This window comes from Kitasatospora sp. NPDC057940, from assembly GCF_042887425.1.
GTDB lineage: Bacteria > Actinomycetota > Actinomycetes > Streptomycetales > Streptomycetaceae > Kitasatospora.
The window spans coordinates 16888-42983 of record NZ_JBHVPH010000041.1; the positions used below are offsets into that span (position 1 = coordinate 16888).

23 protein-coding genes and 3 tRNA genes are annotated in these 26096 nt (G+C 71.0%); 3 read left to right on the forward strand and 23 right to left on the reverse strand.

Annotation, left to right across the window (positions count from 1 at the left end):
- Nucleotides 1-28: 28 nt before the first annotated feature.
- The 12 genes from rpoB to ACFVTF_RS35830 all read right to left on the reverse strand — a co-directional run bounded on the left by rpoB (nucleotide 29) and on the right by ACFVTF_RS35830 (nucleotide 12523).
- The gene (gene rpoB / locus ACFVTF_RS35775) at nucleotides 29-3505 is read right to left on the reverse strand and encodes a DNA-directed RNA polymerase subunit beta (protein WP_350877059.1); all 3477 of its coding nucleotides are present in this window, start codon (nucleotides 3503-3505) and stop codon (nucleotides 29-31) included.
- 721 nt (nucleotides 3506-4226) lie between these two features.
- Complete coding sequence (rplL, locus tag ACFVTF_RS35780; RefSeq protein ID WP_208869184.1) at nucleotides 4227-4610, reverse strand: 50S ribosomal protein L7/L12; 384 nt, start codon at nucleotides 4608-4610, stop codon at nucleotides 4227-4229.
- Between the two features lie 84 nt (nucleotides 4611-4694).
- On the reverse strand, nucleotides 4695-5258 hold the full coding sequence (gene rplJ, locus ACFVTF_RS35785) for a 50S ribosomal protein L10 (protein WP_063348937.1): 564 nt from the start codon (nucleotides 5256-5258) through the stop codon (nucleotides 4695-4697).
- Nucleotides 5259-5624: 366 nt separating this feature from the next.
- On the reverse strand, nucleotides 5625-6488 hold the full coding sequence (locus ACFVTF_RS35790; protein ID WP_371518403.1) for a hypothetical protein: 864 nt from the start codon (nucleotides 6486-6488) through the stop codon (nucleotides 5625-5627).
- A gap of 72 nt (nucleotides 6489-6560) precedes the next feature.
- Nucleotides 6561-7472, reverse strand: a complete 912-nt coding sequence (locus ACFVTF_RS35795) for a hypothetical protein (protein ID WP_387818202.1) — start codon at nucleotides 7470-7472, stop codon at nucleotides 6561-6563.
- Nucleotides 7473-7565: 93 nt separating this feature from the next.
- Nucleotides 7566-8378, reverse strand: coding sequence for a hypothetical protein (locus tag ACFVTF_RS35800; protein WP_387818204.1), 813 nt, complete (start codon nucleotides 8376-8378; stop codon nucleotides 7566-7568).
- Between the two features lie 110 nt (nucleotides 8379-8488).
- Entirely contained in the window at nucleotides 8489-9274 is a 786-nt protein-coding gene (locus tag ACFVTF_RS35805) for a hypothetical protein (protein WP_387818206.1), read from the reverse strand.
- 171 nt (nucleotides 9275-9445) lie between these two features.
- A complete protein-coding gene (gene rplA / locus ACFVTF_RS35810) occupies nucleotides 9446-10168 on the reverse strand; it encodes a 50S ribosomal protein L1 (RefSeq protein WP_363580057.1) in 723 nt (240 codons plus the stop codon).
- Between the two features lie 77 nt (nucleotides 10169-10245).
- Nucleotides 10246-10680: a 50S ribosomal protein L11 gene (rplK, locus tag ACFVTF_RS35815; protein WP_063348931.1), complete on the reverse strand. Its 435-nt coding sequence runs from the start codon at nucleotides 10678-10680 to the stop codon at nucleotides 10246-10248.
- Between the two features lie 165 nt (nucleotides 10681-10845).
- Nucleotides 10846-11733, reverse strand: a complete 888-nt coding sequence (gene nusG, locus ACFVTF_RS35820; RefSeq protein ID WP_387818208.1) for a transcription termination/antitermination protein NusG — start codon at nucleotides 11731-11733, stop codon at nucleotides 10846-10848.
- 212 nt (nucleotides 11734-11945) lie between these two features.
- Nucleotides 11946-12305: a preprotein translocase subunit SecE gene (gene secE, locus ACFVTF_RS35825; protein WP_371518399.1), complete on the reverse strand. Its 360-nt coding sequence runs from the start codon at nucleotides 12303-12305 to the stop codon at nucleotides 11946-11948.
- A gap of 145 nt (nucleotides 12306-12450) precedes the next feature.
- Nucleotides 12451-12523, reverse strand: a tRNA-Trp gene (locus ACFVTF_RS35830).
- Between the two features lie 284 nt (nucleotides 12524-12807).
- Here ACFVTF_RS35830 and ACFVTF_RS35835 point away from each other — a divergent pair.
- Nucleotides 12808-14055 (forward strand): pyridoxal phosphate-dependent aminotransferase, encoded by a 1248-nt coding sequence (locus ACFVTF_RS35835; RefSeq protein WP_387818210.1) that lies wholly within the window; start codon nucleotides 12808-12810, stop codon nucleotides 14053-14055.
- 128 nt (nucleotides 14056-14183) lie between these two features.
- The gene (locus tag ACFVTF_RS35840) at nucleotides 14184-15218 is read left to right on the forward strand and encodes an adenosine deaminase (protein WP_387818212.1); all 1035 of its coding nucleotides are present in this window, start codon (nucleotides 14184-14186) and stop codon (nucleotides 15216-15218) included.
- A gap of 21 nt (nucleotides 15219-15239) precedes the next feature.
- Here the strand turns inward: ACFVTF_RS35840 and ACFVTF_RS35845 are convergent, their stop codons facing one another.
- The 8 genes from ACFVTF_RS35845 to ACFVTF_RS35880 form a co-directional block, all read right to left on the reverse strand.
- On the reverse strand, nucleotides 15240-16283 hold the full coding sequence (locus ACFVTF_RS35845) for a UDP-N-acetylmuramate dehydrogenase (RefSeq protein WP_387818214.1): 1044 nt from the start codon (nucleotides 16281-16283) through the stop codon (nucleotides 15240-15242).
- A 67-nt stretch (nucleotides 16284-16350) separates the two neighbouring features.
- Nucleotides 16351-17880: an MFS transporter gene (locus tag ACFVTF_RS35850; protein ID WP_387818216.1), complete on the reverse strand. Its 1530-nt coding sequence runs from the start codon at nucleotides 17878-17880 to the stop codon at nucleotides 16351-16353.
- An 87-nt stretch (nucleotides 17881-17967) separates the two neighbouring features.
- Nucleotides 17968-18594, reverse strand: a complete 627-nt coding sequence (locus tag ACFVTF_RS35855; protein WP_387818218.1) for a TetR/AcrR family transcriptional regulator — start codon at nucleotides 18592-18594, stop codon at nucleotides 17968-17970.
- A gap of 96 nt (nucleotides 18595-18690) precedes the next feature.
- Nucleotides 18691-19113, reverse strand: coding sequence for a MaoC family dehydratase (locus tag ACFVTF_RS35860; protein WP_063351327.1), 423 nt, complete (start codon nucleotides 19111-19113; stop codon nucleotides 18691-18693).
- Nucleotides 19114-19118: 5 nt separating this feature from the next.
- A complete protein-coding gene (locus ACFVTF_RS35865) occupies nucleotides 19119-19577 on the reverse strand; it encodes a MaoC family dehydratase N-terminal domain-containing protein (RefSeq protein ID WP_363369376.1) in 459 nt (152 codons plus the stop codon).
- A gap of 154 nt (nucleotides 19578-19731) precedes the next feature.
- Nucleotides 19732-19896 (reverse strand): 50S ribosomal protein L33, encoded by a 165-nt coding sequence (gene rpmG, locus ACFVTF_RS35870; RefSeq protein ID WP_006604855.1) that lies wholly within the window; start codon nucleotides 19894-19896, stop codon nucleotides 19732-19734.
- An 83-nt stretch (nucleotides 19897-19979) separates the two neighbouring features.
- Nucleotides 19980-20052, reverse strand: a tRNA-Met gene (locus ACFVTF_RS35875).
- A gap of 43 nt (nucleotides 20053-20095) precedes the next feature.
- Nucleotides 20096-20168: transfer RNA gene (locus ACFVTF_RS35880), tRNA-Thr, on the reverse strand.
- Between the two features lie 302 nt (nucleotides 20169-20470).
- Here ACFVTF_RS35880 and ACFVTF_RS35885 point away from each other — a divergent pair.
- Nucleotides 20471-21742 carry a hydrolase gene (locus ACFVTF_RS35885; protein ID WP_387818220.1) on the forward strand — a complete coding sequence of 424 codons (1272 nt, stop codon included), beginning with the start codon at nucleotides 20471-20473 and terminating at the stop codon, nucleotides 21740-21742.
- Between the two features lie 242 nt (nucleotides 21743-21984).
- On the opposite strand, the gene ACFVTF_RS35890 is transcribed toward ACFVTF_RS35885, so the two are convergent.
- The 3 genes from ACFVTF_RS35890 to kdpC form a co-directional block, all read right to left on the reverse strand.
- Nucleotides 21985-22659: a response regulator gene (locus ACFVTF_RS35890; protein WP_371518387.1), complete on the reverse strand. Its 675-nt coding sequence runs from the start codon at nucleotides 22657-22659 to the stop codon at nucleotides 21985-21987.
- A 60-nt stretch (nucleotides 22660-22719) separates the two neighbouring features.
- Entirely contained in the window at nucleotides 22720-25272 is a 2553-nt protein-coding gene (locus ACFVTF_RS35895) for an ATP-binding protein (RefSeq protein ID WP_387818222.1), read from the reverse strand.
- Between the two features lie 176 nt (nucleotides 25273-25448).
- Nucleotides 25449-26084: a potassium-transporting ATPase subunit KdpC gene (gene kdpC / locus ACFVTF_RS35900; RefSeq protein ID WP_371518384.1), complete on the reverse strand. Its 636-nt coding sequence runs from the start codon at nucleotides 26082-26084 to the stop codon at nucleotides 25449-25451.
- Between the last annotated feature and the right edge of the window lie 12 nt (nucleotides 26085-26096).

Here is a 26096-nt window from a genome sequence, read left to right on the forward strand (position 1 = left end):
GCTGCTCGGGCAGCCGGCCCAACCTCCGTCAGACCTCTTCGACGCTGCTGGGCTCGCGCCGGGACAGGTCGATGCCGAGCTCCTCGGCGGCGCGGAACACGTCCTCGTCGGAGTCCCGCATCTCGATGGACTGGCCGTCCGAGGACAGCACCTCCACGTTGAGGCAGAGCGACTGCATTTCCTTGATGAGGACCTTGAAGGACTCGGGAATGCCGGGCTCGGGGATGTTCTCGCCCTTGACGATGGCCTCGTAGACCTTCACGCGGCCGAGGACGTCGTCGGACTTGATGGTGAGCAGCTCCTGCAGCGCGTAAGCAGCGCCGTACGCCTCAAGGGCCCACACCTCCATCTCACCGAAGCGCTGACCACCGAACTGCGCCTTACCACCGAGCGGCTGCTGGGTGATCATCGAGTACGGACCGGTCGAACGGGCGTGCAGCTTGTCGTCGACCAGGTGGTGCAGCTTGAGGATGTACATGTAGCCGACCGAGACCGGCATCGGGAACGGCTCGCCGGAGCGGCCGTCGAACAGCCGGGCCTTGCCGGTGGAGTTCACCAGGCGCTCACCGTCACGGGTGAGGGTGGTGTTGTCCAGCAGGCCGGTGATCTCGTCCTCGCGGGCGCCGTCGAAGACCGGGGTGGCGAGGTTGGTGCCGCCCTGGACCGTGTCGGCGCCGATCGCCTGGAGGCGCTGGGCCCACTCGTCGGCGAGGCCGGAGACGTCCCAGCCCTGCTTGGCGAGCCACCCGAGGTGGATCTCCAGGACCTGTCCCGGGTTCATTCGGGACGGGACACCCAGCGGGTTGAGGATGATGTCGACCGGGGTGCCGTCCTCCAGGAACGGCATGTCCTCGACCGGCAGGATCTTCGAGATGACGCCCTTGTTGCCGTGACGGCCGGCGAGCTTGTCACCGTTGGTGATCTTGCGCTTCTGGGCCACGTAGACGCGGACCAGCTGGTTCACGCCCGGGGGCAGCTCGTCGCCCTCTTCGCGGTCGAAGACGCGGACGCCGATGACCTTGCCGGACTCACCGTGCGGCACCTTCAGCGAGGTGTCGCGGACCTCACGGGCCTTCTCACCGAAGATCGCGCGGAGCAGGCGCTCCTCCGGGGTCAGCTCGGTCTCGCCCTTGGGCGTGACCTTGCCGACCAGGATGTCGCCGGTGACGACGTCGGCGCCGATGCGGATGATGCCGCGCTCGTCGAGGTCGGCGAGGACCTCCTCGGAGACGTTCGGGATGTCCCGGGTGATCTCCTCGGGGCCGAGCTTGGTGTCACGGGCGTCGACCTCGTGCTCCTCGATGTGGATCGAGGAGAGGACGTCGTCCTGCACGAGGCGCTGCGACAGGATGATCGCGTCCTCGTAGTTGTGACCCTCCCACGACATGAACGCCACGAGCAGGTTCTTGCCGAGGGCCATCTCGCCCTCGTCGGTGCACGGGCCGTCGGCCAGCACCTGGCCGGACTCGACCCGGGCGCCCTCGTCCACGAGCACCTTCTGGTTGAAGGCGGTGCCCTGGTTCGAGCGGGTGAACTTGGCGGCGCGGTACGTGGTGTACGTGCCGTCGTCGTTGGCGACGGTGACGTAGTCGGCCGAGACCTCCTGGACGACACCGGCCTTCTCGGCGGTGATGACGTCCGCGGCGTCGACGGCGCAGCGGTACTCCATGCCGGTACCGACCAGCGGAGCCTCGCTCTTCAGCAGCGGCACCGCCTGGCGCATCATGTTCGAGCCCATGAGCGCGCGGTTGGCGTCGTCGTGCTCGAGGAACGGGATCATGGCGGTCGCGACCGACACCATCTGGCGCGGCGAGACGTCCATGTAGTCGATCTCGGTGCCCGGGATGTAGTCGATCTCGCCGCCACGGCGGCGGACCAGGACACGCGGCTCGGCGAAGGTCAGCTCCGTCGTCAGCGGGGCGTTGGCCTGCGCGATGACGTAGCGGTCCTCCTCGTCGGCCGTGAGGTAGTCGACCTGCTCCGTGACGACACCCTCGATGACCTTGCGGTACGGGGTCTCGATGAAGCCGAAGGCGTTGACCCGGCCGTACGAGGCCAGCGACCCGATCAGACCGATGTTCGGGCCTTCGGGGGTCTCGATCGGACACATGCGCCCGTAGTGCGAGGGGTGCACGTCACGGACCTCGAAGCCGGCGCGCTCACGGGAGAGACCACCGGGGCCGAGGGCGGACAGACGGCGCTTGTGGGTCAGGCCCGACAGCGGGTTCGTCTGGTCCATGAACTGCGACAGCTGGCTGGTGCCGAAGAACTCCTTGATGGAGGCGACGACCGGCCGGATGTTGATCAGGGTCTGCGGCGTGATCGCCTCGACGTCCTGGGTGGTCATGCGCTCGCGCACGACGCGCTCCATACGGGCGAGACCCGTACGGACCTGGTTCTGGATGAGCTCGCCGACGTTGCGCAGGCGACGGTTGCCGAAGTGGTCGATGTCGTCGACCTCGACCACGATGTCGCGACCGGTCTGGTCGTTCCACTCGGTCTCACCGGCGTGCAGCTTCACCAGGTACTTGATCGCACCGATGATGTCGGGCTCGGTGAGCACGCCGGAGTCCAGCGACTCGGCGTTGCCCAGCTTCCGGTTGACCTTGTAGCGGCCCACCTTGGCGAGGTCGTAGCGCTTCGGGTTGAAGTACAGGTTCTCCAGAAGCGTCTGCGCGGCCTCGCGCGTCGGCGGCTCGCCAGGACGCAGCTTGCGGTAGATGTCCAGAAGCGCGTCGTCCTGGCCCTGGGTGTGGTCCTTCTCCAGGGTGTTGCGCATGGACTCGTACTCGCCGAACTCCTCGAGAATCATCTCGTTGGTCCAGCCGAGCGCCTTGAGCAGCACGGTGACGGACTGCTTGCGCTTGCGGTCGATGCGGACGCCGACCATGTCGCGCTTGTCGATCTCCATCTCCAGCCAGGCACCACGCGAGGGGATGACCTTGCAGGAGTAGATGTCCTTGTCGGACACCTTGTCCAGGGTGGAGTCGAAGTACACGCCCGGGGAGCGGACCAGCTGCGACACGACGACACGCTCGGTGCCGTTGATCACGAACGTGCCCTTGTGGGTCATGAGCGGGAAGTCGCCCATGAAGACCGTCTGAGACTTGATCTCACCGGTCTCGTTGTTGGTGAACTCGGCCGTGACGAAGAGCGGAGCCGCGAACGTGAAGTCGCGGTCCTTGCACTCGTCAATCGAGTTCTTCGGCGGCTCGAAACGGTGGTCGCGGAAGGTCAGCGACATCGACCCACTGAAGTCCTCGATCGGGGAGATCTCCTCGAAGATCTCCTCCAGACCGGACTTGGTGGGGACGTCCTGACCGTTCTCCAGCGCCGCCTCGACCCGGGACTTCCAGGCCGCGTTGCCGAGCAGCCAGTCAAAGCTCTCGGTCTGCAGGGCCAGGAGGTTGGGGACCTCGAGGGGCTCCTTGATCTTCGCGAAGGAGACGCGGAGCGGGGCGGTGGATGCGGCGGAATTGTTCGAGGCGTTGCGCGGCGCGGCCAAGAGGGGGGTCCTTCCGAGGGCTCGGAGCTCACTACGCGCGTACCAGCCGGGCCTTCACGGGCTTGGTCCCGCCTCCCTCGCCACTGGCCTCCGCCGGGATCGAAATCCCAGGTCAGAGCCGCTTTGCGGAGGCGATGCCAGACCCCTTCAGGGCAACGCAAACTCCGGGCGACGAGTCACGGAGCAGCTAACAGGCAGCGCAAAGGGACAGTGTAGCCAAAGGGCACACTGCTGTCCAGCTCTGATTCGGAAACCGAATCGGAGACTCCTCCCGGTAGCCGGCGGACGCGAACGCCCACCGGGTACTGCACCGGCCCGGGCACTGCCCGGGCCCCATAACTCACGTGGAGTCATTTCCCGCCTGAGCCGCTGGTTATGCATCCAGAGGCAAACCAACCGGGCGGACTCGCGCCTTGAGAATCGCGCGCCTCGCCGGGTTCGTCAAGGGCCCGCAGGCAGTGCGGACCTCGACCCGTCCATCGGCCGAGAGCCCCCCGGCGTTACAGAAGCCGTGGTGGGGGCCACAGTCGATGACGGTGATCACCATACCCGTCCGCACCGACGCTGCCGAGTGGGCTCTCGGCCACACCGGCGCGTCCCGGCCGCGGACCGGCCCCGGGGCCGCCCAGGGCCGCTCAGGGCCGGAAACGCGAAAAAGCCGGGCCGACCACCCACAAGGGTGATCGGCCCGGCTTCAGGCCCCCTCAGAGGGGGCGAGAAGTCACTTGACGGTGACCTTGGCGCCGGCACCCTCGAGGGCGGCCTTGGCCTTCTCGGCAACGTCCTTGGCAACCTTCTCCAGGACCTTGGCACCAGCGGTGTCAACGAGGTCCTTGGCCTCCTTCAGGCCGAGGGAGGTCAGGGTGCGCACCTCCTTGATGACCTGGATCTTCTTGTCGCCGGCACCATCGAGGATGACGTCGAACTCGTCCTGCTCCTCGACGGCCTCAACGGCGGCCGGGCCACCGGCGGCGGCAACGGCGACCGGGGCGGCGGCGGTGACGTCGAACTTCTCCTCGAAGGCCTTCACGAAGCCAGCGAGCTCGATGAGGGTGAGGTCCTCGAACTGCGCGAGCAGCTCGTCCTGGGACAGCTTCGCCATGATGGCGTCCTTCCACTAAATCGGCAGGTGATGCCGTATGTACGGGTGGGGCGGGCACGGGCCCGCAGCGAGGCGTGAGCCTGCCGATTACTCGGCGGCGGCGTCCTCGGCGGCGGGAGCCGGCGTACCGGCACCGCCCTGCTCGACCTTGTCGCGCAGCGCGTCCACAGTGCGGACGAGCTTCGACGGCAGGGCCTGGAAGAGCGCGGCAGCCTGGGACTGCTTGGCCTTCAGGGCACCCGCCAGCTTGGCGAGCAGCACCTCGCGGGACTCGAGGTCCGCGAGCTTCTTGATCTCATCGGCGGACAGCGCCTTACCGTCAAGGACACCGCCCTTGATGATGAGAGCGGGGTTCTCCTTGGCGAAGTCACGCAGAGCCTTCGCCGACTCCACCGGGTCACCGGTGACGAAGGCGACAGCCGTCGGACCGTTGAACAGGTCGTCGAGCTCCGAAATCCCGGCCTCGTTGGCCGCGATCTTGGTCAGCGTGTTCTTCACCACGGCGTACTCGGCGTTCTCGCCGAGCGAGCGACGCAGGGTCTTGACCTGCTTCACCGAGAGACCGCGGTACTCGGTCAGCAGCGCCGCGGAAGAGCCACGGAACTTGTCCGTGATCTCGGCGACGGCAGCAGCCTTGTCGGGCCTTGCCATAGGCTTACGCCTCCTTCCGTGATGTCGAAATCCGGCCGACCGCGAAAGTCGACCATTCACGCCTCGAACCGGCCGGACGGAAGGAAAGCCTGCGGAAAAGCAGATGAGCCCCGGTGCGCAGGGCGCACGGGGCTCGAAACGACCTCAACGGATGTTCGCGTGAACGCGGACCCGGAAGTCGAAGCTCCAGACACACCTGCGCGGGCTGCCTGCGACGAAGCGCAGATCCTTCGGCCACCGAATCCCTCGCGAGCACGGTGACAACCAGCGGTCTTTGGCTTCGGTAACAGTAACCGGACTCGGCCGTCCGGGGCAAATCGCCCCTGAACGGCCGATCCCCGCCGGGCCGGCCGTGCCGGACGGGGCTCAGCGGGCCAGTGGGGAGACCGTCCGGGGCCCGGTGTCCACGGTGTCCGCCTCGGCCGGGGCCTGCACCGAGAGCAGGGCGCCGGCGAAGTCGGAGTAGAGGATCGAGTCGTCCGCCCGGCCGCTGTCACCGCTGCCGGTGCGCTGGAGCCGGACCAGCTGGTCCTTGTCGTTGAGCCAGAGGTCCACGGTGAGCGAGATCGAGCCGCCGGGGGCCAGCGCGGCCCGCAGGCCGTCCCGGCGGGCCTGGGTCAGCTGGGTCTGGGCGGCGGCGTAGCGCTCGGCGGTGGTGGTGATCCGGTAGTGCTCGACCGTCGAGTCGTCGAACTTCTCCTCGCCGACGAACCGGGGGTCCACCCCGTCGGCGGTGGCGGCGGCCAGCGCCTCGACCGGGTTCAGCAGGTCGATCAGCCCCGCGTACGGGACCTCCCGGTGGCCGTCCTGGTCCGGCGGGACGGAGAAGCGCTCCCAGTGCCGGCCGCCCTGGCGGGCCGCGGTGGCGGCGTCACCGCCCTGGTAGGCGACGGTGTCCACGACGATCAGCTGCTCGGCGTCGGCCGGGGTGGAGCGCTTGATCTGGAGCGCCGTCTTGGGCTGCCAGAACAGCGGCCCGGCCCCGGCGTCCGCTCCCAGCCGGTAGTTGACCTTGGCCCGGCGGGCGGTCTGCATGGCCAGCTGGGCGGAGACCAGGACGCCGTGCGGCGAGCGGTCGCTGGGCTTGGCCGCCTCGGTCGACGAGGAACTGGTCGGGGTCGGGCTGCCGGAGGGCGTGGCCGGCGTGCCGCCACCCCCGCTGCATCCCGCCAGCCCGGTCGCCAGCAGGACGACCGCGGCCAGCGCCGCCAACCGCCGTCGTCCCGCCATCGTCTGGTCCCCTCTCGCCCGGGCGCCGCGTCGGCGGCTTTCGTTCCGGCCACCTTGCCACCCTGCCCCGGATCAACCGGTGGCGCCCCCCTTGCCCAGCTTCGCCAGCTCGGCCAGTTCCACCGTGTCGGCCGCCTCCGGCACCGTGGCGGTGACCGGCGTGCCGTAGTCCGAGTAGAGGACCGTGGACTTGAACGCGCCCGCCTTGGTGTCACCGGTCGCGCTCCGCTGGACGACCAACTGGTCGGCGTCCACCCAGAGGTCGATCCGCTCGCTGGTGAGGCCGCTGGCGGCCAGCTTCTCCTTGGCCTTCTCGAGCTGCTCCGGAGTCACGCCCTTGCCGGCCATCCCGGCGATCTTGTCGGCGTCGAGCTCACCGGTGTAGTGGGTGGTGGCCTTGCCGTTCAGCTGCTCCTGCCCCACCTCTTTCGCGTTGCCGGTCGCGATCAGCAGCCGGACGCCCTCGACCGGGTCCGTGTCCTTGAGCTGGTCGGCCGTGCCACTGGCGGTCTTGGCCAGGTCGTCCTTGCTGTAGTGCAGCCAGTGCCGACCGCCGAGGGCGTCGACCACTCCGCCGCCCAGGCGCAGGTACATCGCGTCCTTGGTGTAGCGGTAGGACACGGTCTGGCCGCCGGTCAGGGACGAGATGGCCTTGCTCATCGCAGAGCCCGACAGGTCCTGGGCGAGCTCGCCCTGGAGGCCGTCGGCCCAGGAGACGGCGCCCTCGCCCTTGACGGCGATGTCGCCCACCGTGGCCGACTGGGTGACCTTGGCCGACTTGGCGGCGCCGGTCTTCTGGACGACCTGCTCCAGGAGGACGGCCGGGGTCGCCTTGGTGTGCGTCGCGGCGGCCGGCACGGCCGCCGCCCCGGTGGTCGGCGCCGAAGCGGCGTCCTTGCTGCCGTCGTTGTTGTTGCAGGCCGTCGCGGTCAACGCCAGAGCGGCGAGGACGACGACGGTGGCGGTCTTGCGGGTTCCAGCCATGAATCCCCCTGCCGGCCCCGGGCGCACCGCGCCCGGGGCCGGCCGTTCGATACGGAGGGAGCCGTGTCGGCTCCGGTGCGCGGGCTCGGCGGATCAGCCGAGCAGTTTGAGGAGATCGGTCTCGCTGCCGAGGTCGGTGGCGGCGGGGGCGTCGATCTTCGCGGCCTTGCCGAGGTCCGCGTACTTGACGGTGACGGCGTCGTGCTCGCCGTTCTTGTCGCCGTACTCCTGGTACTGGACGAGTTCCTGCCGGCCGTTGAGCCAGAGGTCGATGGTGAGGGTCCTGCCGTCCTGTTCCAGGGACTTCTGGACGGCCGTGCGCTGGTCGGCCGTGAGCGCCGGCATGCCGGCCACCATGGCGGAGGCCTCCTCGACCACCCGCAGGTGGGTGACCTGGACGCCGTCCAGGCTCTCCTGGCCGACCTTGGCGGGCTTGCCGCTCTGCGCGGCGAGCCCGAGCTGGGCGACGGGGTTGAGCAGCTGGCTCATCAGCAGGACGCCGTCGCCGAGTTCGTTCGAGGCGGGCAGCTTGATCCAGTGCTTGCCGCCCATGGCGGCGGCCTCGGTGTCGCCGCCGCCGAGGTAGCCGTCGGTCCCGATCACCCGGAACCGGATCTTCTTGGTCTCCACCTCGCCCGTCAGGTCGACGGCCGTCCGGTTCGGGTCCTTCCAGTCGGCGTCGCCGCTGCCCGCGGTGTGGGTCGAGCCGTCCGGGGAGACCATGGTGACCTTGCCGTTGCCGGCCTTCTGCATCACCAGGGCGGAGGCGGCCAGCGCGGCCTTGGGGTCTCCGGCCGACGCCGCGTCGCCGCTCTTGGCGTCGCCGCCCTTGCTGCCGCAGGCGGTGACGGCACCGAGCAGCACGGCCGCGGTGACGACGGTCGAGGCGAGGCGCGCAGCGCGCATGAAGTCCCCCGTGAGATCCGAACGATCCGATGAAGAACCGATTTTCGGCTTCTTCCACGCGGACTCTAACGGATCGCCAGATGCCGCACGCGCCGGACGGCCCCCTCACGTCACCCGGTTTCGGCCGGGGGCGTGTCCCCTTCTCCGGGGGTCGAGACATCCGTCGTGGTCACCGTGGTGCCGTCGCTCCCCCGGGCCGTCTCCCGCAGTCTCAGCAGCCGCTCGCCGGGCCCGACCCAGACGTCGTAACCGATCGCCGACACCCCTCGCCGGCGGTACCAGTCGACCACCGCGGCGAGTCGCGCGGGGGTCAACTCCTGGTCCGCGCCGAAGTATTCGGCCACCGGCGTGGTGCCCTGGTAGTGCGCCACGGTCATCCCGGCCAGCTGCTCGCCGCCGAGCGAGCCGAGCTTCCCGGCCTGCGCGATCTGGTACGCGCGGCTGCCCGGGTTGGTGACCAGGGCGGTCATCCAGCCGCCCGCGTAGCCGCCGGGGCCGGTGGTCGCCCGCGGATCGAGCGACTCGGCGCCGTCCCGGTCCGCGTGCTTGGGCGCGGCGCCCTGGTAGCCGAGGTCGAGTGCGCCGTCCCTCAGGGTCAGCTGCCCGGTGCCCTGCTCGTCGGTGACGGTCAGGGCGCCCTCGTCCCGGGTGCCCCAGGTCAGGGTGCCGCTCGCGGTGCGGCGGCCGGCCGGGCCCTCCTCGACCACGTCGATCCGGGCGCCGCCGGCGTCGTCCAGCGCCTGGGCGGCGGCGAGCACCACCTGGCGGGGCGGTACGGGCGCGGGGTCGCCGTCGGGGGTGCGGGTTCCCGGGGCGGCCAGCAGGCTGCACCCGGTGGTGGCACCGATCAGCAGCAGGGTGGCCACCGCGACGGCGGGGCGAAGGGTGGGCGGCACGGCACGCTCCGACGGTCACACGTTCTGCACATGATCTGACCGGCAGAGCGTACGACGCTTCGGGCAACCGTTCCCATCCACCCCTGTCCCGATCCGGAAACGACTGCGGGCCCGCACCCCCGGTGAAGGGGGTGCGGGCCCGCTGTGCAGACTGCTTCAGAGCCGATCGGCTCAGACCGCGGCCGGGTCCTCTTCGACGAAGAGGTTGCGGGTGCGGTTCGGGTCCACGGGGATGCCGGGGCCGATCGTGGTGCTGATGGCGGTCTTCTTGATGTAGCGGCCCTTGGCGGCGGACGGCTTGGCGCGGAGCACCTCGTCCAGCGCGGCGGCGTAGTTCTCGACCAGCTGCTCGTCGGTGAAGGAGGCCTTACCGATGATGAAGTGCAGGTTCGAGTGCTTGTCGACGCGGAACTCGATCTTGCCGCCCTTGATGTCGTTGACAGCCTTGGCGACGTCCGGGGTCACGGTGCCGGTCTTCGGGTTCGGCATCAGACCACGGGGACCGAGCACGCGGCCGAGGCGGCCGACCTTGCCCATGAGGTCCGGGGTGGCGACGACGGCGTCGAAGTCCAGACGGCCCTTGGCGACCTCGTCGATCAGCTCGTCGGAGCCGACGATGTCGGCGCCCGCAGCACGCGCGGCCTCGGCACGGTCACCGGTCGCGAAGACCAGGACCCGAGCGGTCTTACCGGTGCCGTGCGGGAGGATCACGGTGCTGCGGACCATCTGGTCGGCCTTGCGCGGGTCGACGCCCAGACGCATGGCGACCTCGACGGTGCCGTCGAACTTGGTGGTGCTGGTGGCCTTGGCGAGGCGGATGGCCTCGAGGGGGGCGTAGAGGCGGTCGCGGTCGACCTGAGCGTCCGCGGCCTTCAGAGCCTTGCTGCGCTTCACTGCTGCTCCTGAATGGTGATGGGAGTCGTGGTATCACGGGCCTGCGCAGGCCCTACCACAGGGACGAAAAGAGCTGGTCAGCCCTCGACGGTGATGCCCATCGACCGGGCGGTGCCGGCGATGATCTTCTCCGCCGCGTCCAGGTCGTTGGCGTTCAGGTCGGGCATCTTGGTGGTCGCGATGTCGCGGACCTGGGCGCTGGTGAGCTTGGCGACCTTGGTCTTGTGCGGCTCGCTGGAGCCCTTGTCCACACCGGCGGCCTTCAGGATGAGGCGCGCGGCCGGCGGCGTCTTCGTGATGAAGGTGAAGGAACGGTCGTCGTAGACCGTGATCTCCACCGGCACGATCATGCCGCGCTGCGACTCGGTCGCAGCGTTGTAGGCCTTGCAGAACTCCATGATGTTGACGCCGTGCTGGCCCAGCGCGGGGCCGACCGGCGGCGCCGGGTTGGCCGCACCGGCGTTGATCTGGAGCTTGATAAGCCCCGTGACCTTCTTCTTCTTGGGAGGCATGTCTCTCCGGGTCCTTCCGAGAGGTGAGTGCTGGTGTGTGCGGAACCGGGGCGACACCCGGCCGCCAACACACACATCGAACCAGGCTAACGCCTTAGCGCCGCTGGACCAAAACGGATCCGGGGCAGGGCCCTCGGCCCCGCCCCGGATCCGAAGACCGTGGGACTAGTTCTTCTGGATCTGGTCGAAGGAGAGCTCGACCGGGGTCTCCCGGCCGAAGATCTCGACCAGGCCCTTGACCTTCTTCGAGTCGGGGTTGATCTCGTTGATGGTCGCCTGCAGCGTCGCGAACGGACCGTCGGTGACGGTGACCGAGTCGCCGACCTCGAAGTCCAGCACCTGGATCTCGCTGGGCTTGATCGGCGAGGGCTTGCCGGCCTCCTTGGCCGCCTGGCGCTCGACGTCCGGGGCGAGCATCTTGACGACCTCGTCCAGGGTCAGCGGGTACGGGTCGTAGGCGTTGCCGACGAAGCCGGTGACACCGGGGGTGTTGCGTACGACGCCCCAGGACTCGGGGGTGAGGTCCATGCGCACCAGGACGTAGCCGGGGAGCTTGTTCTGGCGGATGGTCTTGCGGTCGCCGTTCTTGATCTGGACGACCTCCTCCTGCGGCACCTCGGCCTGGAAGATGTACTCCTCGACGTTCAGCGAGACGGCGCGCTGCTCCAGGTTCTGCTTCACCCGGTTCTCGTAGCCGGCGTAGGTGTGGATCACGTACCACTCGCCCGGCATGAAGCGCAGGTCCTCGCGGAACTTGGCGACCGGGTCGACCTCGACGGCCTCCTCAGCCTCGGCCTCCTCGGCGTCGGCGTCGGCCTCGGTCTCCTCGGCGGCGGGCTCCACGTCGTCCTCCACGTGCAGCGCCGCCTCCTCGGCGGGCTCGCCGGCCTCGGCCTCGTCCTGCGCCTCGACCTCGTCCTCGTCGCCGTCCACGGCGTCAACGATCTGCTCGGCGGACTCGGCTTCGTCAGCCAGCTCGGCCGCGTCCAGCTCGGCGGCGACATCCGCCTCGCGGACGGTCTCGTCGGCGTCGTACAGGGGGGACTCAGACACGGTGGCTGCTTCTTTCCTGGAGATGGTGAAGGTGGCGCGCTCCGGGGCCGGCTCCGGCGGGCTGCCGCTCGCGCGGGCGCCAGGAGAGGACTCGGAGACTTCAACAGTACCGAGTCCACGGTAGCGGCCGCGTACGTCCGGCGCAGACAGCGCGACCCGGGCCGATGATTCGGCCCGGGTCGGGAGACTGCTACGGAGGTGGGACGGCCAGGTCAGCCGAAGACCAGGAGGCTCAGCTTGGAGAGGCCGTAGTCGAGGCCGGCCACGAAGCCCATCACGACCACCACGAACACGACGACGACGGTCGTGTACTGGGTGAGCTCGCTGCGGGTGGGCCAGACGACCTTGCGCAGTTCGGCGATGATCTGGCGGTAGAACAGGCCGATCCGGGCGAACGGGCCCATCTTGCCGCGCTTGCCGGACTTCTTGTCGCCGGCGCGGGCGGCGCGCTTGCGCTCGCGGCGCGAGAGCGACTTGTCCTCGCCCTCGGCGGGCGTGGTCTCGGCAGCGCCGTCGGCCCCCTCAGGGTTGCCGCTCTCAGGCGTTGCGGTGGAGCCCGTGGTCTCCGTCACTCGTCCTCACCTGAATCCGGGTCCGGCCGAGCGGCTCGCGCCCGATGGGGCACGAACGGCCGGCTACAAGCGGTGCTGATTCGGCCCTCTCCGCATCAAGCCCGCTCGCTCTGTGGAGCGAACGGGCTGAAAACGGATCAAGCAGCAGGGCAAGAGGGACTTGAACCCCCAACCGCCGGTTTTGGAGACCGGTGCTCTACCAATTGAGCTATTGCCCTACGGGGTCTCGCGACTCCGTAGCGACCAACCTACCGCATCTCCCCCGGCTGTCTGCACAGCTGGTGAAGCTCCGGTTCTTTCTCGGCGGGCCGTCGAGCAGTGAGCATACGTGGTCGAGGGGTGTTTGGTCGAACCTCTTCTTCCGGGAGCACCGGTTGTCCGGCATATGTCCGGCATGCCCGCATGATCACCGACGGATCGACGGGCGCCGCCATGTGGACGGTCCGGTACGGATGGTGAAACCGCGATGCCCGGTCCGTCCCGGTTCTGCGACGATGCAGGCATGAGCGCTTCCACCCCGCAGCCCGACCGTTCCATCCGCCCCGCCGACCGCCGGGTCTCCGCCCGGATCGGTGCGATCGCCGAGTCCGCGACCCTCGCCGTGGACGCCAAGGCCAAGGCCCTCAAGGCGGCCGGCCGTCCGGTGATCGGCTTCGGAGCCGGCGAGCCCGACTTCCCCACCCCGGACTACATCGTCGAGGCGGCCGTCGAGGCCTGCCGCGACCCGAAGAACCACCGCTACACCCCGGCGGGTGGCCTGCCCGAGCTGAAGTCCGCGATCGCCGCCAAGACGCTGCGCGACTCCGGCTACGAGGTGGACGCCTCCCAGGTGCTGGTCACCAACGGCGGCAAGCAGGCGATCTACGAGGCGTTCGCCGCGATCCTGGACCCGGGCGACGAGGTCATCGTCCCGGCCCCGTACTGGACCACCTACCCGGAGTCGGTCCAGCTCGCCGGCGGCGTCCCGGTGGAGGTCGTGACCGACGAGACCACCGGTTACAAGGTCTCGGTCGAGCAGCTGGAGGCCGCCCGCACCGAGAACACCAAGGTGGTGCTCTTCGTCTCGCCGTCCAACCCGACCGGCGCGGTGTACACCGAGGCCGAGGCCGAGGCGATCGGCCGCTGGGCGCTGGAGCACGGCCTCTGGGTGCTCACCGACGAGATCTACGAGCACCTGGTGTACGGCGACGCCTCCTTCACCTCGCTGCCGGCCCTGCTGCCCGAGCTGGCCGACAAGTGCGTCGTGGTCAACGGCGTCGCCAAGACCTACGCGATGACCGGCTGGCGGGTGGGCTGGGTGATCGGCCCCAAGGACGTCATCAAGGCCGCGACCAACCTGCAGTCGCACGCCACCTCGAACGTCTCCAACGTCGCCCAGCGCGCCGCGATCGCCGCCGTCAGCGGCGACCTGTCCGCCGTGCACGAGATGCGCACCGCCTTCGACCGCCGCCGCAAGACCATCGTGCGGATGCTCAACGAGATCGAGGGCGTGTACTGCCCCGAGCCGGAGGGCGCGTTCTACGTGTACCCGTCCGTCAAGGGCCTGCTGGGCAAGGAGATCCGCGGCCGGCGCCCGGAGAGCTCCGGCGAGCTGGCCTCGCTGATCCTGGACGAGGCCGAGGTCGCGGCCGTCCCGGGCGAGGCCTTCGGCACCCCCGGCTACCTGCGGTTCTCCTACGCGCTCGGCGACGCCGACCTGGCCGAGGGCATCGGCCGGCTGCAGAAGCTGCTCGGCGAGGCCCGCGACTGACACCCGTCGGCGTCCGCTGACGCCCGCTGACACCCGCGCTCCACGTCGGGTACCGCCCTCTTTCACCCCTTCGGGGGACGGAAGGAGGGCGGTTCCCGTTTGGGGGTCCGATGCGGCAGTATCGGCGAATGGAACGCCTGTTGAATCCGCGAGACGTCAGGGACCTCCCGAAGGCCCACCTGCACCTGCACTTCACCGGCTCGATGCGGCCCGCCACCCTGCTGGAGCTGGCCGACAAGCACGGCGTCCGACTGCCGGAGGCGCTCAGCTCCGGCGAGCCGCCGCAACTGCGGGCCACCGACGAACGCGGCTGGTTCCGCTTCCAGCGCCTGTACGACACCGCCCGCTCGGTGCTGCGGGACGAGGAGGACATCCGCCGGCTGGTCCTGGAGACCGCCCAGGACGAGCGGCGGGACGGCTCCCGCTGGCTGGAGATCCAGGTCGACCCGACCTCGTACGCGCCCCGGCTGGGCGGGCTGATCCCCGCACTGGAGCTGATCCTGGACGCCGTGGAGAACGCCGCCACGGCCACCGGGGTGGGCATCCGGGTGCTGGTCGCGGCGAACCGGATGAAGTCCCCGATGGACGCGCGGACGCTGGCCCGGCTCGCCGTCCGGTACGCCGACCAGGGCGTGGTCGGCTTCGGCCTCTCCAACGACGAGCGGCGCGGCCTCGCCCGGGACTTCGACCGGGCCTTCGAGATCGCCCGCAAGGGCGGGCTGCTGGCCGCCCCGCACGGCGGCGAGCTGGCCGGGCCCGAGTCCGTCCGGGACTGCCTGGACGACCTGGGCGCCGGCCGGATCGGCCACGGCGTCCGCGCCGCCGAGGACCCCCGGCTGATGGAACGGCTGGCGGACCGCCAGATCACCTGCGAGGTCTGCCCGTCCTCGAACGTCTCGCTCGGCGTCTACGAGCGCCCCGAGGACGTCCCGCTGCGGCGGCTGTTCGACGCCGGCGTGCCGCTGGCCCTGGGCGCGGACGACCCGCTGCTGTTCGGCAGCCGGCTGGCCGCCCAGTACGACCTGGCCCGCGACGTCCTCGGCTTCGACGACGCCGAACTCGCCGAGCTGGCACGGCAGTCCGTCCGCGGCTCGCGCGCGCCGGAGGCCGTCCGCAAGGAGCTGCTGGCGGACATCGACACCTGGCTGGTCAGCGGCACCTGAGGCGTGCCTCGCGGACCGGGCCTAGAGCTTGACGCCGATCATCACCGGCTCGTTCACCAGCTCGACCCCGAAGGCCTCGCGGACGCCGTCCCGGATCTCCCGGGCCAGCGCCAGCAGGTCCTCGGCGGTGGCCGCGCCGCGGTTGGTGAGCGCCAGGGTGTGCTTCGTGGAGAGCGTCGCCGGGCCGCTGCCGTAGCCCTTGCCGAAGCCGGCCCGGTCGATCAGCCAGGCGGCCGAGGTCTTGGTGCAGCCCTCCGGCGCCGGGTAGGCGGGGGCGTTCTCGGTGCCCGGGCGGGTCCGGAAGGACTCGTACTGGGCGGCGGTGAGCACCGGGTTGGTGAAGAAGGAGCCGGCCGACCAGGTGTCGTGGTCCGCCGGGTCCAGCACCATGCCCTTGCCGGAGCGCAGCCCCAGCACCGCGTCGTGCGCCCGCTCCAGCGGCACCCGCTCGCCCTGCTCGACGCCGAAGTGCCTGGCCACCTCGGCGTACTTGACCGGAGTGGAGAGCCCCTCGTGGTCGGCCAGGGCGAACCGCACCCGCAGCACCACGTAGCGGTCCGGCTCGGCCTTGAAGCGGCTGTGCCGGTAGGAGAACGCGCACTCGGCGTTGGGGAGCGTGACCACCTCGCCGGCCGTGCGGTCGTAGGCGACCACCTCGGTGATCGACTGGGCGACCTCCTGGCCGTACGCGCCGACGTTCTGCACCGGGGTGGCACCGGCCGAGCCGGGGATGCCGGCCAGGAACTCGACGCCCGCCAGGCCGTGCTCGCGCACCGCGCGGGCGACCGCCTCCGACCAGACCTCGCCGGCCGCCAGCTCCAGCACGGTGCCGTCCAGGGCGAAGCCGGTGGTCGCGATCCGCAGCACGGTGCCGGGGAAGCCGGCGTCGCCGATCACCAGGTTGGAGCCGCCGCCGAGGACCAGCAGCGGCTCGCCGGCCTCGTCGGCCTCGCGGACGGCGGCGATCACCTCGTCGTCGGTGTGGGCGGTCACCAGGCGGCGGGCCGGGCCGCCGAGCCGGAGCGTGGTCAGCGGGGCGAGGAGGGCGTCGTTTTCTACCAGCACGCCCACCAGCGTACGGGTGCGGGGGCGGCCGCCCGGCCGCCCCCGCACCCGCACCCGGATCGGCCGGTCAGGCCTTCGAGGCCTCGGCGGGGACGGGCGCCGCGTCCTCGGCCCGCTCGGCAGCGGTCTGCTCTGCACCGACCCGCTCTGCACCGGCCCGCTCCGGCTCCACGGCGGCCGGCTCGTCGGCGACGGCCGCGGGCTTCACCCGGCGCGGGAGGAAGAACGCGCAGACCGCCGCGACCGCCACCACCCCGGCGCCGACGTACAGCGCGGGCACCAGGCCGTCGATGAAGGACTGCTCCGACGTGTACCCGCCCTGCGCCGAGAACACCGCCGAGAGGACGGCCACGCCGAGCGCGCCGCCGACCTCGCGCAGCGCGTTGTTGGCGCCGGAGGCGATGCCCTGCTCCTCCGGCCGGACGCTGTCCATCACCAGGGCGGCGGTCGGGGCGAAGTACAGCGACATGCCGATGCCGCAGATCACCACGGCGGGGATCTCGGCGGCGTAGTCGTAGCCGGTGCTGCCGCCCGTGATCGCCGCGTACATCGCCAGGCCGGCGCCCTGCAGCAGCAGCCCGGTGACCACGATGGGGCGGCCGCCGAAGCGGTCGGCCAGGATGCCCGCGATCGGGGCGACGATCAGCGGCATGCCGGTCCACGGGAGCATCCGGATGCCGGCCTCCTGCGGGCTGTAGCCGCCCACGCTCTGCAGGTGCTGGCTGATCAGGAAGATCGAGCCGAACATCCCGAGGAACATCAGCAGGCCGGAGGCGTTGACGGCGGAGAAGGCCCGGCTGCGGAACAGCCGCATCGGGAGCATCGGGTGCTCGGCCCAGCGCTGCTCGTACAGCACGAAGGCGGTGAGCAGCGCGACGCCGCCGATCAGGGAGCCGAGCACCAGCGGGCTGGTCCAGCCGTCCGGGTTGCCGCGGATCAGGCCGAGGACGACGCCGAACAGGCCCAGGCTGACCAGGATCGTGCCGACCGCGTCCAGCGCCGGGTTGGCGCCCCGGCTCTCGCGGAGCTTGAGGGCGGCGAGCGGGATCAGGACGAGGCCGACCGGGACGTTCACCCAGAAGATCCACTGCCAGGAGAAGTGCTCGGTGAGCGTCCCGCCGACCAGCGGTCCGGTGGCGACGGCCAGGCCGTTGACGCCCGCCCAGATGCCGAAGGCGAGGCCCCGCCTGGCCGCCGGCACCGCGGCGGTGAGCAGGGTGAGGGTGAGCGGCATGGAGACCGCGGCGCCGGCGCCCTGGACGGCGCGGGCGGCGATCAGCGCGCCGATGCCCGGCGAGAGGGCGGCGGCGGCGGAGCCGGCGGTGAAGAGCGTGAGCCCGACCAGGAAGATCCGGCGGCGGCCGAACCGGTCGCCGAGCGCGGCGCCGAACATCAGCAGGACGGCGAAGGACAGGGTGTAGGCGCTGACCGTCCACTCCAGGTCGGACAGCCCGCCGCCGAGGTCCTCGCGGATGGACGGCAGCGCGGTGGTGACGACCAGGTTGTCCAGGCTGGCCATGAAGCCCGCGACGCTGGTGATCACCAGCGTCCAGACACCGAGCCGTCCGAGGCCCTGTTCTTCCGTTCTCTCCGACATGACTTCCCCCCAGGGGTCTTAGATAGTTATTGATCACTAACTTTTGAGGCCCGAAAAAAGGCCGCACGGACTCCACCGTGCGGCCCGCTACTCCCCGCCCTCGCCGTGCTCTCCGTGCTCTTCGCGCTCTTCGCGCGCTTCCTGCTCTTCGTGCTCTTCGTGCTCTCCGAAGCCCAGGCCGCTCCAGATCCGGTGGTCCCGGGGGTACCCCAGCGCCACCAGCGTGTTGATCAGCATCCCGTACGCGAAGAACTCCGCGGCGCCCTGCACGTCACCGCCGATCCGGTTCCTGACCCGCTCGAACAGCTCCTCCCAGAGCCTCCGGGCGGTCTCCCCGATCTCGTCCTCGCCGGTCGTCCGGGCCGCGAACACCGAGACGTAGAGCTGCATCTGCATCATGAGCTGCTCGCTGTCCGCGACCAGGCCCAGGTACGCCTCGGACATCGCCTGGGCGGCCGCCGGCCCGGTCAGCCCGACCGAGGCCTCGTCGAAGACCTTCCAGGTCTCCTCGATGCAGCGCTCGGCGGCGGCCGTGAAGATCGCCTGCTTGCCGGGGAACAGCCGGAACAGGTACGGCTGCGAGACACCCACCCGGCGGGCGATCGCCTCGGTGGACGTCCCCCGGTAGCCGCTCCTGGCGAATTCGATCACCGCGGCGCGAACGACGCTCTCGCGCCGCTCCTCCGCGCTCATCCGCATGCTCGTCCTCGCCATGGGAGTCAAGTTAGTGGCCAATCACTATCTTCGCAAGGCCGACGGGCGCGGCGGGAATCCCGTCGAACGGGCCCCGCCGCAGCCGAAAGAGGGGCCTCAGGCGAGCCGGACGACCGCCCTGGACATCCCGAGCACCTTCTGCCCGCCGGTGGTGGCCAGCAGGTCGACCTGCACCTTGCGGTCGTCCAGCAGCTTGGCGACCTTGGCCGACACCTCGACCACCGCGCCGACGCCGTCGTTCGGCACCGGGACGGGGCGGGTGAAGCGGACGCCGTACTCGACCACCGCGGCCGGGTCGCCGACCCAGTCGGTCACCACCCGAATGGCCGCAGCCATGGTGAACATTCCGTGCGCGATGACGTCCGGCAGGCCGACCTCCACGGCGAACTTCTCGTTCCAGTGGATCGGGTTGAAGTCGCCGGAGGCACCCGCGTACCGCACCAGGGTGTCGCGGGTCACGGGGAAGGACTGCGCCGGCAGCTGGGTGCCGACCTCGACCTCGTCGTAGCTGATCGCCATCGTGTTCACTTCCCCGTCTCGTCGGCGGCCCGGGCCACCAGCGTCATGACCGACGTCACCACGTGCTCGCCGATCGCGTCCGACACCTCGCCACGCACGGTGAGCACGTCGTTGCCCGCCAGCGACTTGATGTTGTCGATGGTGACCGCGACCGTCAGCCGGTCGCCGGCCAGCACCGGGCGGGAGTAGGAGAACTTCTGGTCCCCGTGCACCACTCGGCTGTAGTCCAGGCCCAGCTCCGGGTCCTCGACCACCTGGGAGGCCGCCTGGTAGGTGATCACGAACGGGAAGGTCGTCGGGGCGATCACGTCGGGGTGGCCCAGCGCCTTCGCCACCGCCGGATCGGTGAACGCCGGATTGGTGTCCCCGATCGCGATCGCGAACTCGCGGATCTTCTCCCGGCCGACCTCGTACGGCTCGGTGGGCGGGTAGGTCCGCCCGATGAAGGAGGGGTCGAGTGCCATGGGGCAACTCCTCGGAAGCACGGTGGATCCGGCGGCCGTTGCCGCCGGCGGGGCGCGCATGGGTGCATACGCGAAAAACTCCGGGCCGCACCCCCTGAGGGATGCGGCCCGGAGCTCAAGACCTGTCACACAGGCCCGATGCCCTGCGAGAGGGTCAGCGGGTCTCGCGGTGCGCGGTGTGCGAGTTGCAGCGGGGGCAGTGCTTCTTCATCTCAAGACGGTCCGGGTCGTTACGCCGGTTCTTCTTGGTGATGTAGTTCCGCTCCTTGCACTCCACGCAGGCCAGCGTGATCTTCGGGCGGACGTCGGTGGCAGCCACGGGAGTGCCTTCCTGGGACAACGAATAAGAACACAACAAGAGTAGCCGACCGGGAGTGCGATCTCCCGACCGACTACGCGGGGTAGCGGTGACCGGACTTGAACCGGTGACACAGCGATTATGAGCCGCTTGCTCTACCAACTGAGCTACACCGCCACAGTGATCCGCAGCACAACCGAAGCCGACTGCTTTTCACCAGAGCCCCCATGCGGAATCGAACCGCAGACCTTCTCCTTACCATGGAGACGCTCTACCGACTGAGCTATAGGGGCGAACGAGGAAGAGATTACACGTTCCGCGCCCAGAGGTGAAATCCGTATCCCGACGCGAAGACCGCAGGTCGGCGAGGTGAACGGACGGACGATCCAAGGCCCCGCGTTCGATCGGCCCACCAGCCGCACGGCCCGACCCGATACGACTATTGCCCGCCTCCGAGCGCCCCGCCCCCACGCGCCATAGGCTCGATCCTCATTGACGGGGACGGCCCGGGGCGTCAGAACGACCCGGGATCAGGACGACCCGGGATCAGGACGGTCCGACCGACCGGACGGGCCAGCGCGGGAAGGAGCCTGCGATGGACAGCGCAGCCGCCGACGGACCGCACTCCGGCTCCGGCCCGACAGCCAACCCGCTCGGGCACGGGCCGGTCCTCCTGCTCACCGGCGCCCGGTTGGCCGACGGGCGGGTGGTGGACGTCCGGATCAGCGGTGACCGGATCCAGGCCGTCGGCACCGTCGGCAGCCTCGGCCCGCTACCCGCCCTGCCCGGCGCGCCCACCATCACCACGGGCGCCAGGATCGACCTCAAGGGCTATCTGCTGCTGCCGGCCCCCGCCGAGGCGCACGCCCACTACGACACCGCCTTCTCCGCCGCCCTCGCCGACCCGCCGCCGGAGAGCCCCTCCGACCTCACCCGGCGGGTCACCGAGGCCGCGCTCGCCTCGCTCGGCTACGGCGCCACCGCCCAGCGCACCCACGTCCGGATCGGCGACGTGCACGGGCTGCGCCGGCTGGAGGCGGTGCTCACCGCCCGGCAGGCGCTGCGCGGCCTGGCCGAGCTCCAGGCGGTGGCGATGCCCCGGCTGCTCACCGGCCGGGCCGGCGCCGACGGCCGGGCGCAACTGCGCGAGGCGCTCAAGCTGGGCGCCACCGCGGCCGGCGGCTGCCCGGAGCTGGACCCGGATCCGGCCGGGTACGTCCAGGTGCTGCTGGAGGCCGCCCGGGAGGCGGACTGCTCGGTGGACCTGCACACCACGGCCGGCGATCCGGCCCAACTCGCCCGACTGGTCGGCGCGTTGGCCCCGCTGCGGCCGCGGGTGACGCTCGGGCCGTGCGGGGCGCTGGCCCGGGGCGCGTCCACGGTGCTGGCGACCGGCGGGGTGCGGGTGGTCTGCCTGCCGCAGAACGGCGGCTGCACCGGGCTGGAGGGCCGGTCGACGGGGCTGCGGCCGGGCCTGCTCCGGGAGTTGACGGCGGCCCGGGTGCCGCTGGCGGCCGGCAGCGGCGCGCTGCGGGACCAGTCCAACCCGGTCGGCCGGGCGGATCCGCTGGAGTCGGCGTACCTGCTGGCGGCGGGCGGGGAGTTGGACCTGGAGGCGGCGTACGACGCGGTGGCGAACCAGGCCCGGGCGGCGCTCGGGCTGCCGCCGGTCCGGGTGGACGCCGGGTTCCCGGCGGAGCTGCTGGCGGTGCGCGGGGACAGCCTGGCCGGGGCGCTCGCGGGCGGCCACAGCCGGCTGGTGGTGCACAGCGGCCGGGTGGTCAGCCGGACGAGCGCGGTGCGGGAGTTCGCGGACACCGTGGCGTTGGCGCTGCCCCGGCAGTCCGGGAGCACCGGCGGGGGCTGAACGGCCCCCCTGGAAAGTTCAAGGGGCGCGCGACGGATGTCGCGCGCCCCTCCCCCACCTGCTGGCCGCCGTTCAACGGCGGCTGGAGCGGTCCGGGCCTCCCCCACATTGGAGCCGGGCCCGCTCGGTCAGCACTGACGCTACGCCCACGGACCACCGCTCCGGGCCTGCCTTGACGCTCCCCTGTCGGCCTCCGGCCCGCTCTTGACGGGTCGTTGACGCGGCGGCGGCCGGGGCGGCGCTCAGGGCTCGTACCGGTACCCGATCCCCGGTTCGGTGATCAGGTGCCGCGGGCGGGCCGGATCGCGCTCCAACTTGCGGCGCAGCCCGGCCAGGTAGACCCGCAGGTAGTTGCCGCGCGCCTCCTGGGCCGGCCCCCACACCTCGCGCAGGATCTGCCGCCCGGGCACCAGCCGGCCCGGGTTGGCCACCAGCAGGGCGAGGATCCGCCACTCGGTCGGGGTGAGCCGCACCGGGCCCCGCGGGCCGGTCACCGTGGTGGCCGTCAGGTCGACGGTGTGGTCGCCTATCACCGGTCGCCCCAGCGGGGCACCGCCCAGCGGCCGGCGCAGCACGGCGCGCAGCCGGGCCAGCAGTTCCTCCATCAGGAACGGCTTGGTGAGGTAGTCGTCGGCGCCCGCGTCGAGGGCGCCGACCTTGTCGGCGGCGCCGGACCGGCCGGAGAGCACGATGATCGGCATCGCGCTGTGGGTGCGCAGGCCGCGCAGCACGTCCATGCCGTCCAGGTCCGGCAGGCCGAGGTCGAGCAGCACGGCGTCCGGGGCGGAGTGTGCGGCGCGGTCCAGCGCCTCGCCGCCGCTGGCGGCCGTCCGCACGGCGTACTGCCGGGCGCTGAGGTTGATCCGCAGCGTGCGCAGCAGGGCCGGTTCGTCGTCGACGATCAGGATCTCGCTCATGCGGCCACCTCGCTCCGCCCGGCGGTCGCTTCGCGGGACACGTACCTGTCGGCGGTTCGTTCAGTTCGTCCACTCATGAACGGGCTCCTCCCGAGTGGCGGCGGGCAGGGTGAGCAGCATGGTGGTGCCGCCCCCGGGGGTGTCCTCGACCTCCAGGCTGCCGCCCATGGCCTCGGCCAGACCGCGGGAGAGCGCGAGGCCGAGGCCGACACCGGTGGTGTTGTCGGTGTCGCCGAGGCGCTGGAAGGGCAGGAAGACCCGGTCGCGCTCCTCGGGGGCGATGCCGGGGCCGCGGTCGATCACCCGGATCTCGACCAGGTCGGCGTGGTGGCTGGCGGTGACCAGGACGGGCGCGCCGGGCGCGTTGTAGCGCAGCGCGTTGGTGATCACGTTGGCGAGCACCCGCTCCAGCAGCGGCGGGTCGGCGAGCACCGGCGGCGCGGTGTCCAGGTCGAGCGGCTGGATCGGGGCGTACGGGTCGGGGAGGCTGTCGAGCGCCCGGGGCAGGATCTCGTCGAGGTGGGTCTCGGTGAGGTGCAGGGTGAGCGCGCCGGCCTGGAGGCGGCTCATGTCGAGCAGGTTGTCGACCAGGCGGGTGAGCTTGACCAGCGACTCGTCGGCGGTGGCGAGCAGTTCGGCCTGGTCCTCGGGCGAGAACTCGACGTCGGGGCTGCGCAGCGAGCCGACCGAGGCGAGCGCCGCGGCGAGCGGGGTGCGCAGGTCGTGGCTGACGGCGGCGAGCAGGGCGGTGCGCATCCGGTCGGCGGCCTTGATCGGCTCGACCTCGGCGGCGACCATGGCGAGCCGGTCGCGTTCCAGCGCGACGGCGACGTGCGCGGCGAAGGCGGTGAGGACGCGCTGGTCGGCGGCCGGCAGCCGGCGGCCGGTGAGGACCAGGACGGCGTCCGCGCCGACCGGCACCTCGGTGGTCTCGCTCTGCCCGTCGGAGTCGTCCTGGTGCTCGGCCTCGGAGTGGGCGAGCACCTCGTCGTCGGCCCGGGAGAGCAGCGCGACGGCCTGCATGCCGAAGGCCGTCCGGGACTTCTCCATCAGGGCGGACAGGGCGTCGGCGCCCCGCAGCACGCTGCCGGCCAGGGTGGAGAGGGTCTCGGCCTCGGCGGTGGCACGGGCGGCACGGCTGGTGAGCCGGCTGGCGTGGTCGACGATGGTGGCGACGGCGAGCGCGACGGAGGCGAAGACGATCAGGGCGACGATGTTGTTGGTCTCGCCGATGGTCAGGGCGTGTATCGGCGGGATGAAGTAGTAGTTGAGCAGCAGCGAGGCGGTGACCGAGGCCAGCAGGGCGGAGACCGCGCCGCCGAGCAGGGCGACGATGACCACGCCGAGCTGGAAGATCAGCGCGTCGGTGGTGAGGTTGATGCTCTCGTGCGCCTGGGACAGGATCGCGGTCAGCAGCCAGGGCACCACGAGGCCGGCCGCGTAGCCGGCGATGGTGCGGCGCCTGGAGTGGCGGCGGCCGAGCGAGGGCAGCCGGCCGCGGCCGGTGAACTCGTGGGTGACCATGTGGACGTCGATGTCCTCGGATTCGTCCACGGTGGTCTCGCCGATGCCGGGGCCGGTGAGGAAGCGGTTGATCCGGCCGCGGCGGCTGGTGCCGAGCACCAGCTGGGTGGCGTCGTGGGCGCGGGCGAAGGTGAGCAGCGCGGTGGGGATGTCGTCGCCGACCACCACGTGGTAGCTGCCGCCGAGGGTCTCGACCAGCTGGCGCTGCTGGGCGAGCGCGCCGGAGGAGGCGCCGGCCAGGCCGTCGCTGCGGGTGACGTGGACGGCCAGCAGGTCGCCGCCGGCGGTGCGGTCGGCGATCCGGGCGGCGCGGCGGATCAGGGTCTCGCCCTCGGGGCCGCCGGTGAGGGCGACCACGACGCGTTCGCGGGTCTCCCAGACGCGGTCGATGTTGTGGCTGGCCCGGTAGTCGCGCAGGCCCTCGTCGACCCGCCCGGCCACCCAGAGCAGGGCGAGTTCGCGCAGGGCGGTGAGGTTGCCGACCCGGAAGTAGTTGGAGAGCGCGGCGTCCACCTTCTCCGCCCTGTAGACGTTGCCGTGGGCCATCCGGCGGCGCAGCGCCTGCGGGGCCATGTCGACGAGTTCGATCTGGTCGGCCCGGCGGACCACCTCGTCCGGGACGGTCTCGCGCTGCGGGATGCCGGTGATCTTCTGGACGACGTCGTTCAGCGATTCCAGGTGCTGGATGTTGACGGTGGTGATGACGTCGATCCCGGCGGCCAGCAGTTCCTCGACGTCCTGCCAGCGCTTGGCGTGGCGGCCGCCGGGGATGTTGGTGTGCGCCAGTTCGTCGACCAGCACGACGGACGGACGGCGGGTGAGCACCCCGTCGAGGTCCATCTCGTCGAACTCGGCGTCGCGGTAGGAGCGTTGGACACGCGGCAGGACCTCCAGGCCGTCCAGCATGCCCTCGGTGTGGCGGCGGCCGTGGCACTCGATGTACCCGACCGCGACGTCGGCCCCGCGCTCCTGTCTGCGCCGGGCCTCGTCCAGCATCCGGTAGGTCTTGCCGACCCCCGGGGCGGAACCGAGGTACACCCTCAGCCGGCCCTTGCGGATGCCGGTGCCGGGGGTGAGGTCGCGGGCCATGGGCACTGCTCTTTCGTTCCTGCGAGGGCTGCCGCCAGGGCGTCCTCGGGCCGGGGTCGGGACGTACGGCGGCCGACCCGGGCGCGGGGGTGGTGCCCCGGCCCGGGTCGGCCTGTTTCACGGATCCAGCCGTTGACCTGTCGCTTCTGTTCCGCCGGTCATTCCTGTTCCGCCGGTCACTTCTGTTCCGCGAGGGCCCGGTTCAGCAGGAGGACGTTGACGCCCTCCTGTCCGAGGAAGCCGAGCGAGCGGCCTTCGGTGTACTTCTCGACCAGCTTCCGCACCGCGTCCGCCGACAGGTTCCGGGTCTTGGCGACCCGGTTCACCTGCTCCTCGGCGTAGGCGACCGAGATGTACGGGTCGAGGCCGGAGCCGGAGGCGGTCAGCGCGTCGGCCGGGACGCTCTCCGGGGCGACGCCGTCGAACTCGGCGGCGGCGGCACGGCGGTCGTTGACGGCCTTCAGCAGGTCGTCGCTGTTCGGGCCGAGGTTGGAGGCGCCGGACGAGGACGAGTCGTAGCCGGTCCCGGCCGCGGAGGGGCGGGGCTGGAACCACTTCGGGTCCGGCTGCGCCTCCTCCTTCGGGTCGTCGGGGTTCTTCTTCGGGAGGTTGAAGTTCTGGCCGATCAGGCTGGAACCGACCTCCTTGCCGTCGGACTTCACGAGCGAGCCGTTGGCCTTCTCGGTGAAGGCGACCTGGCTGATCCCGGTGACCAGCAGCGGGTAGGCGATCCCGAGGATCGCGGTGAGCACCAGCAGCGCCCGCAGTGCGGTGAAGTGGGTGCGGACGGTCGTCGGCAGGGGCTTGGACATCGGATTCTCCTC

What these genes read in the sequence shown, in the direction of transcription:
- rplJ (WP_063348937.1), bottom strand. Translation starts at nt 5,258, where the DNA reads ATGGCAAGGCCCGACAAGGCTGCTGCCGTCGCCGAGATCACGGACAAG.
- ACFVTF_RS35790 (WP_371518403.1), bottom strand. Translation starts at nt 6,488, where the DNA reads ATGGCGGGACGACGGCGGTTGGCGGCGCTGGCCGCGGTCGTCCTGCTG.
- ACFVTF_RS35795 (WP_387818202.1), bottom strand. Translation starts at nt 7,472, where the DNA reads ATGGCTGGAACCCGCAAGACCGCCACCGTCGTCGTCCTCGCCGCTCTG.
- ACFVTF_RS35800 (WP_387818204.1), bottom strand. Translation starts at nt 8,378, where the DNA reads ATGCGCGCTGCGCGCCTCGCCTCGACCGTCGTCACCGCGGCCGTGCTG.
- rplK (WP_063348931.1), bottom strand. Translation starts at nt 10,680, where the DNA reads ATGCCTCCCAAGAAGAAGAAGGTCACGGGGCTTATCAAGCTCCAGATC.
- ACFVTF_RS35835 (WP_387818210.1), top strand. Translation starts at nt 12,808, where the DNA reads ATGAGCGCTTCCACCCCGCAGCCCGACCGTTCCATCCGCCCCGCCGAC.
- ACFVTF_RS35840 (WP_387818212.1), top strand. Translation starts at nt 14,184, where the DNA reads ATGGAACGCCTGTTGAATCCGCGAGACGTCAGGGACCTCCCGAAGGCC.
- ACFVTF_RS35850 (WP_387818216.1), bottom strand. Translation starts at nt 17,880, where the DNA reads ATGTCGGAGAGAACGGAAGAACAGGGCCTCGGACGGCTCGGTGTCTGG.
- ACFVTF_RS35855 (WP_387818218.1), bottom strand. Translation starts at nt 18,594, where the DNA reads ATGGCGAGGACGAGCATGCGGATGAGCGCGGAGGAGCGGCGCGAGAGC.
- ACFVTF_RS35860 (WP_063351327.1), bottom strand. Translation starts at nt 19,113, where the DNA reads ATGGCGATCAGCTACGACGAGGTCGAGGTCGGCACCCAGCTGCCGGCG.
- ACFVTF_RS35865 (WP_363369376.1), bottom strand. Translation starts at nt 19,577, where the DNA reads ATGGCACTCGACCCCTCCTTCATCGGGCGGACCTACCCGCCCACCGAG.
- ACFVTF_RS35885 (WP_387818220.1), top strand. Translation starts at nt 20,471, where the DNA reads ATGGACAGCGCAGCCGCCGACGGACCGCACTCCGGCTCCGGCCCGACA.
- ACFVTF_RS35890 (WP_371518387.1), bottom strand. Translation starts at nt 22,659, where the DNA reads ATGAGCGAGATCCTGATCGTCGACGACGAACCGGCCCTGCTGCGCACG.
- ACFVTF_RS35895 (WP_387818222.1), bottom strand. Translation starts at nt 25,272, where the DNA reads ATGGCCCGCGACCTCACCCCCGGCACCGGCATCCGCAAGGGCCGGCTG.
- kdpC (WP_371518384.1), bottom strand. Translation starts at nt 26,084, where the DNA reads ATGTCCAAGCCCCTGCCGACGACCGTCCGCACCCACTTCACCGCACTG.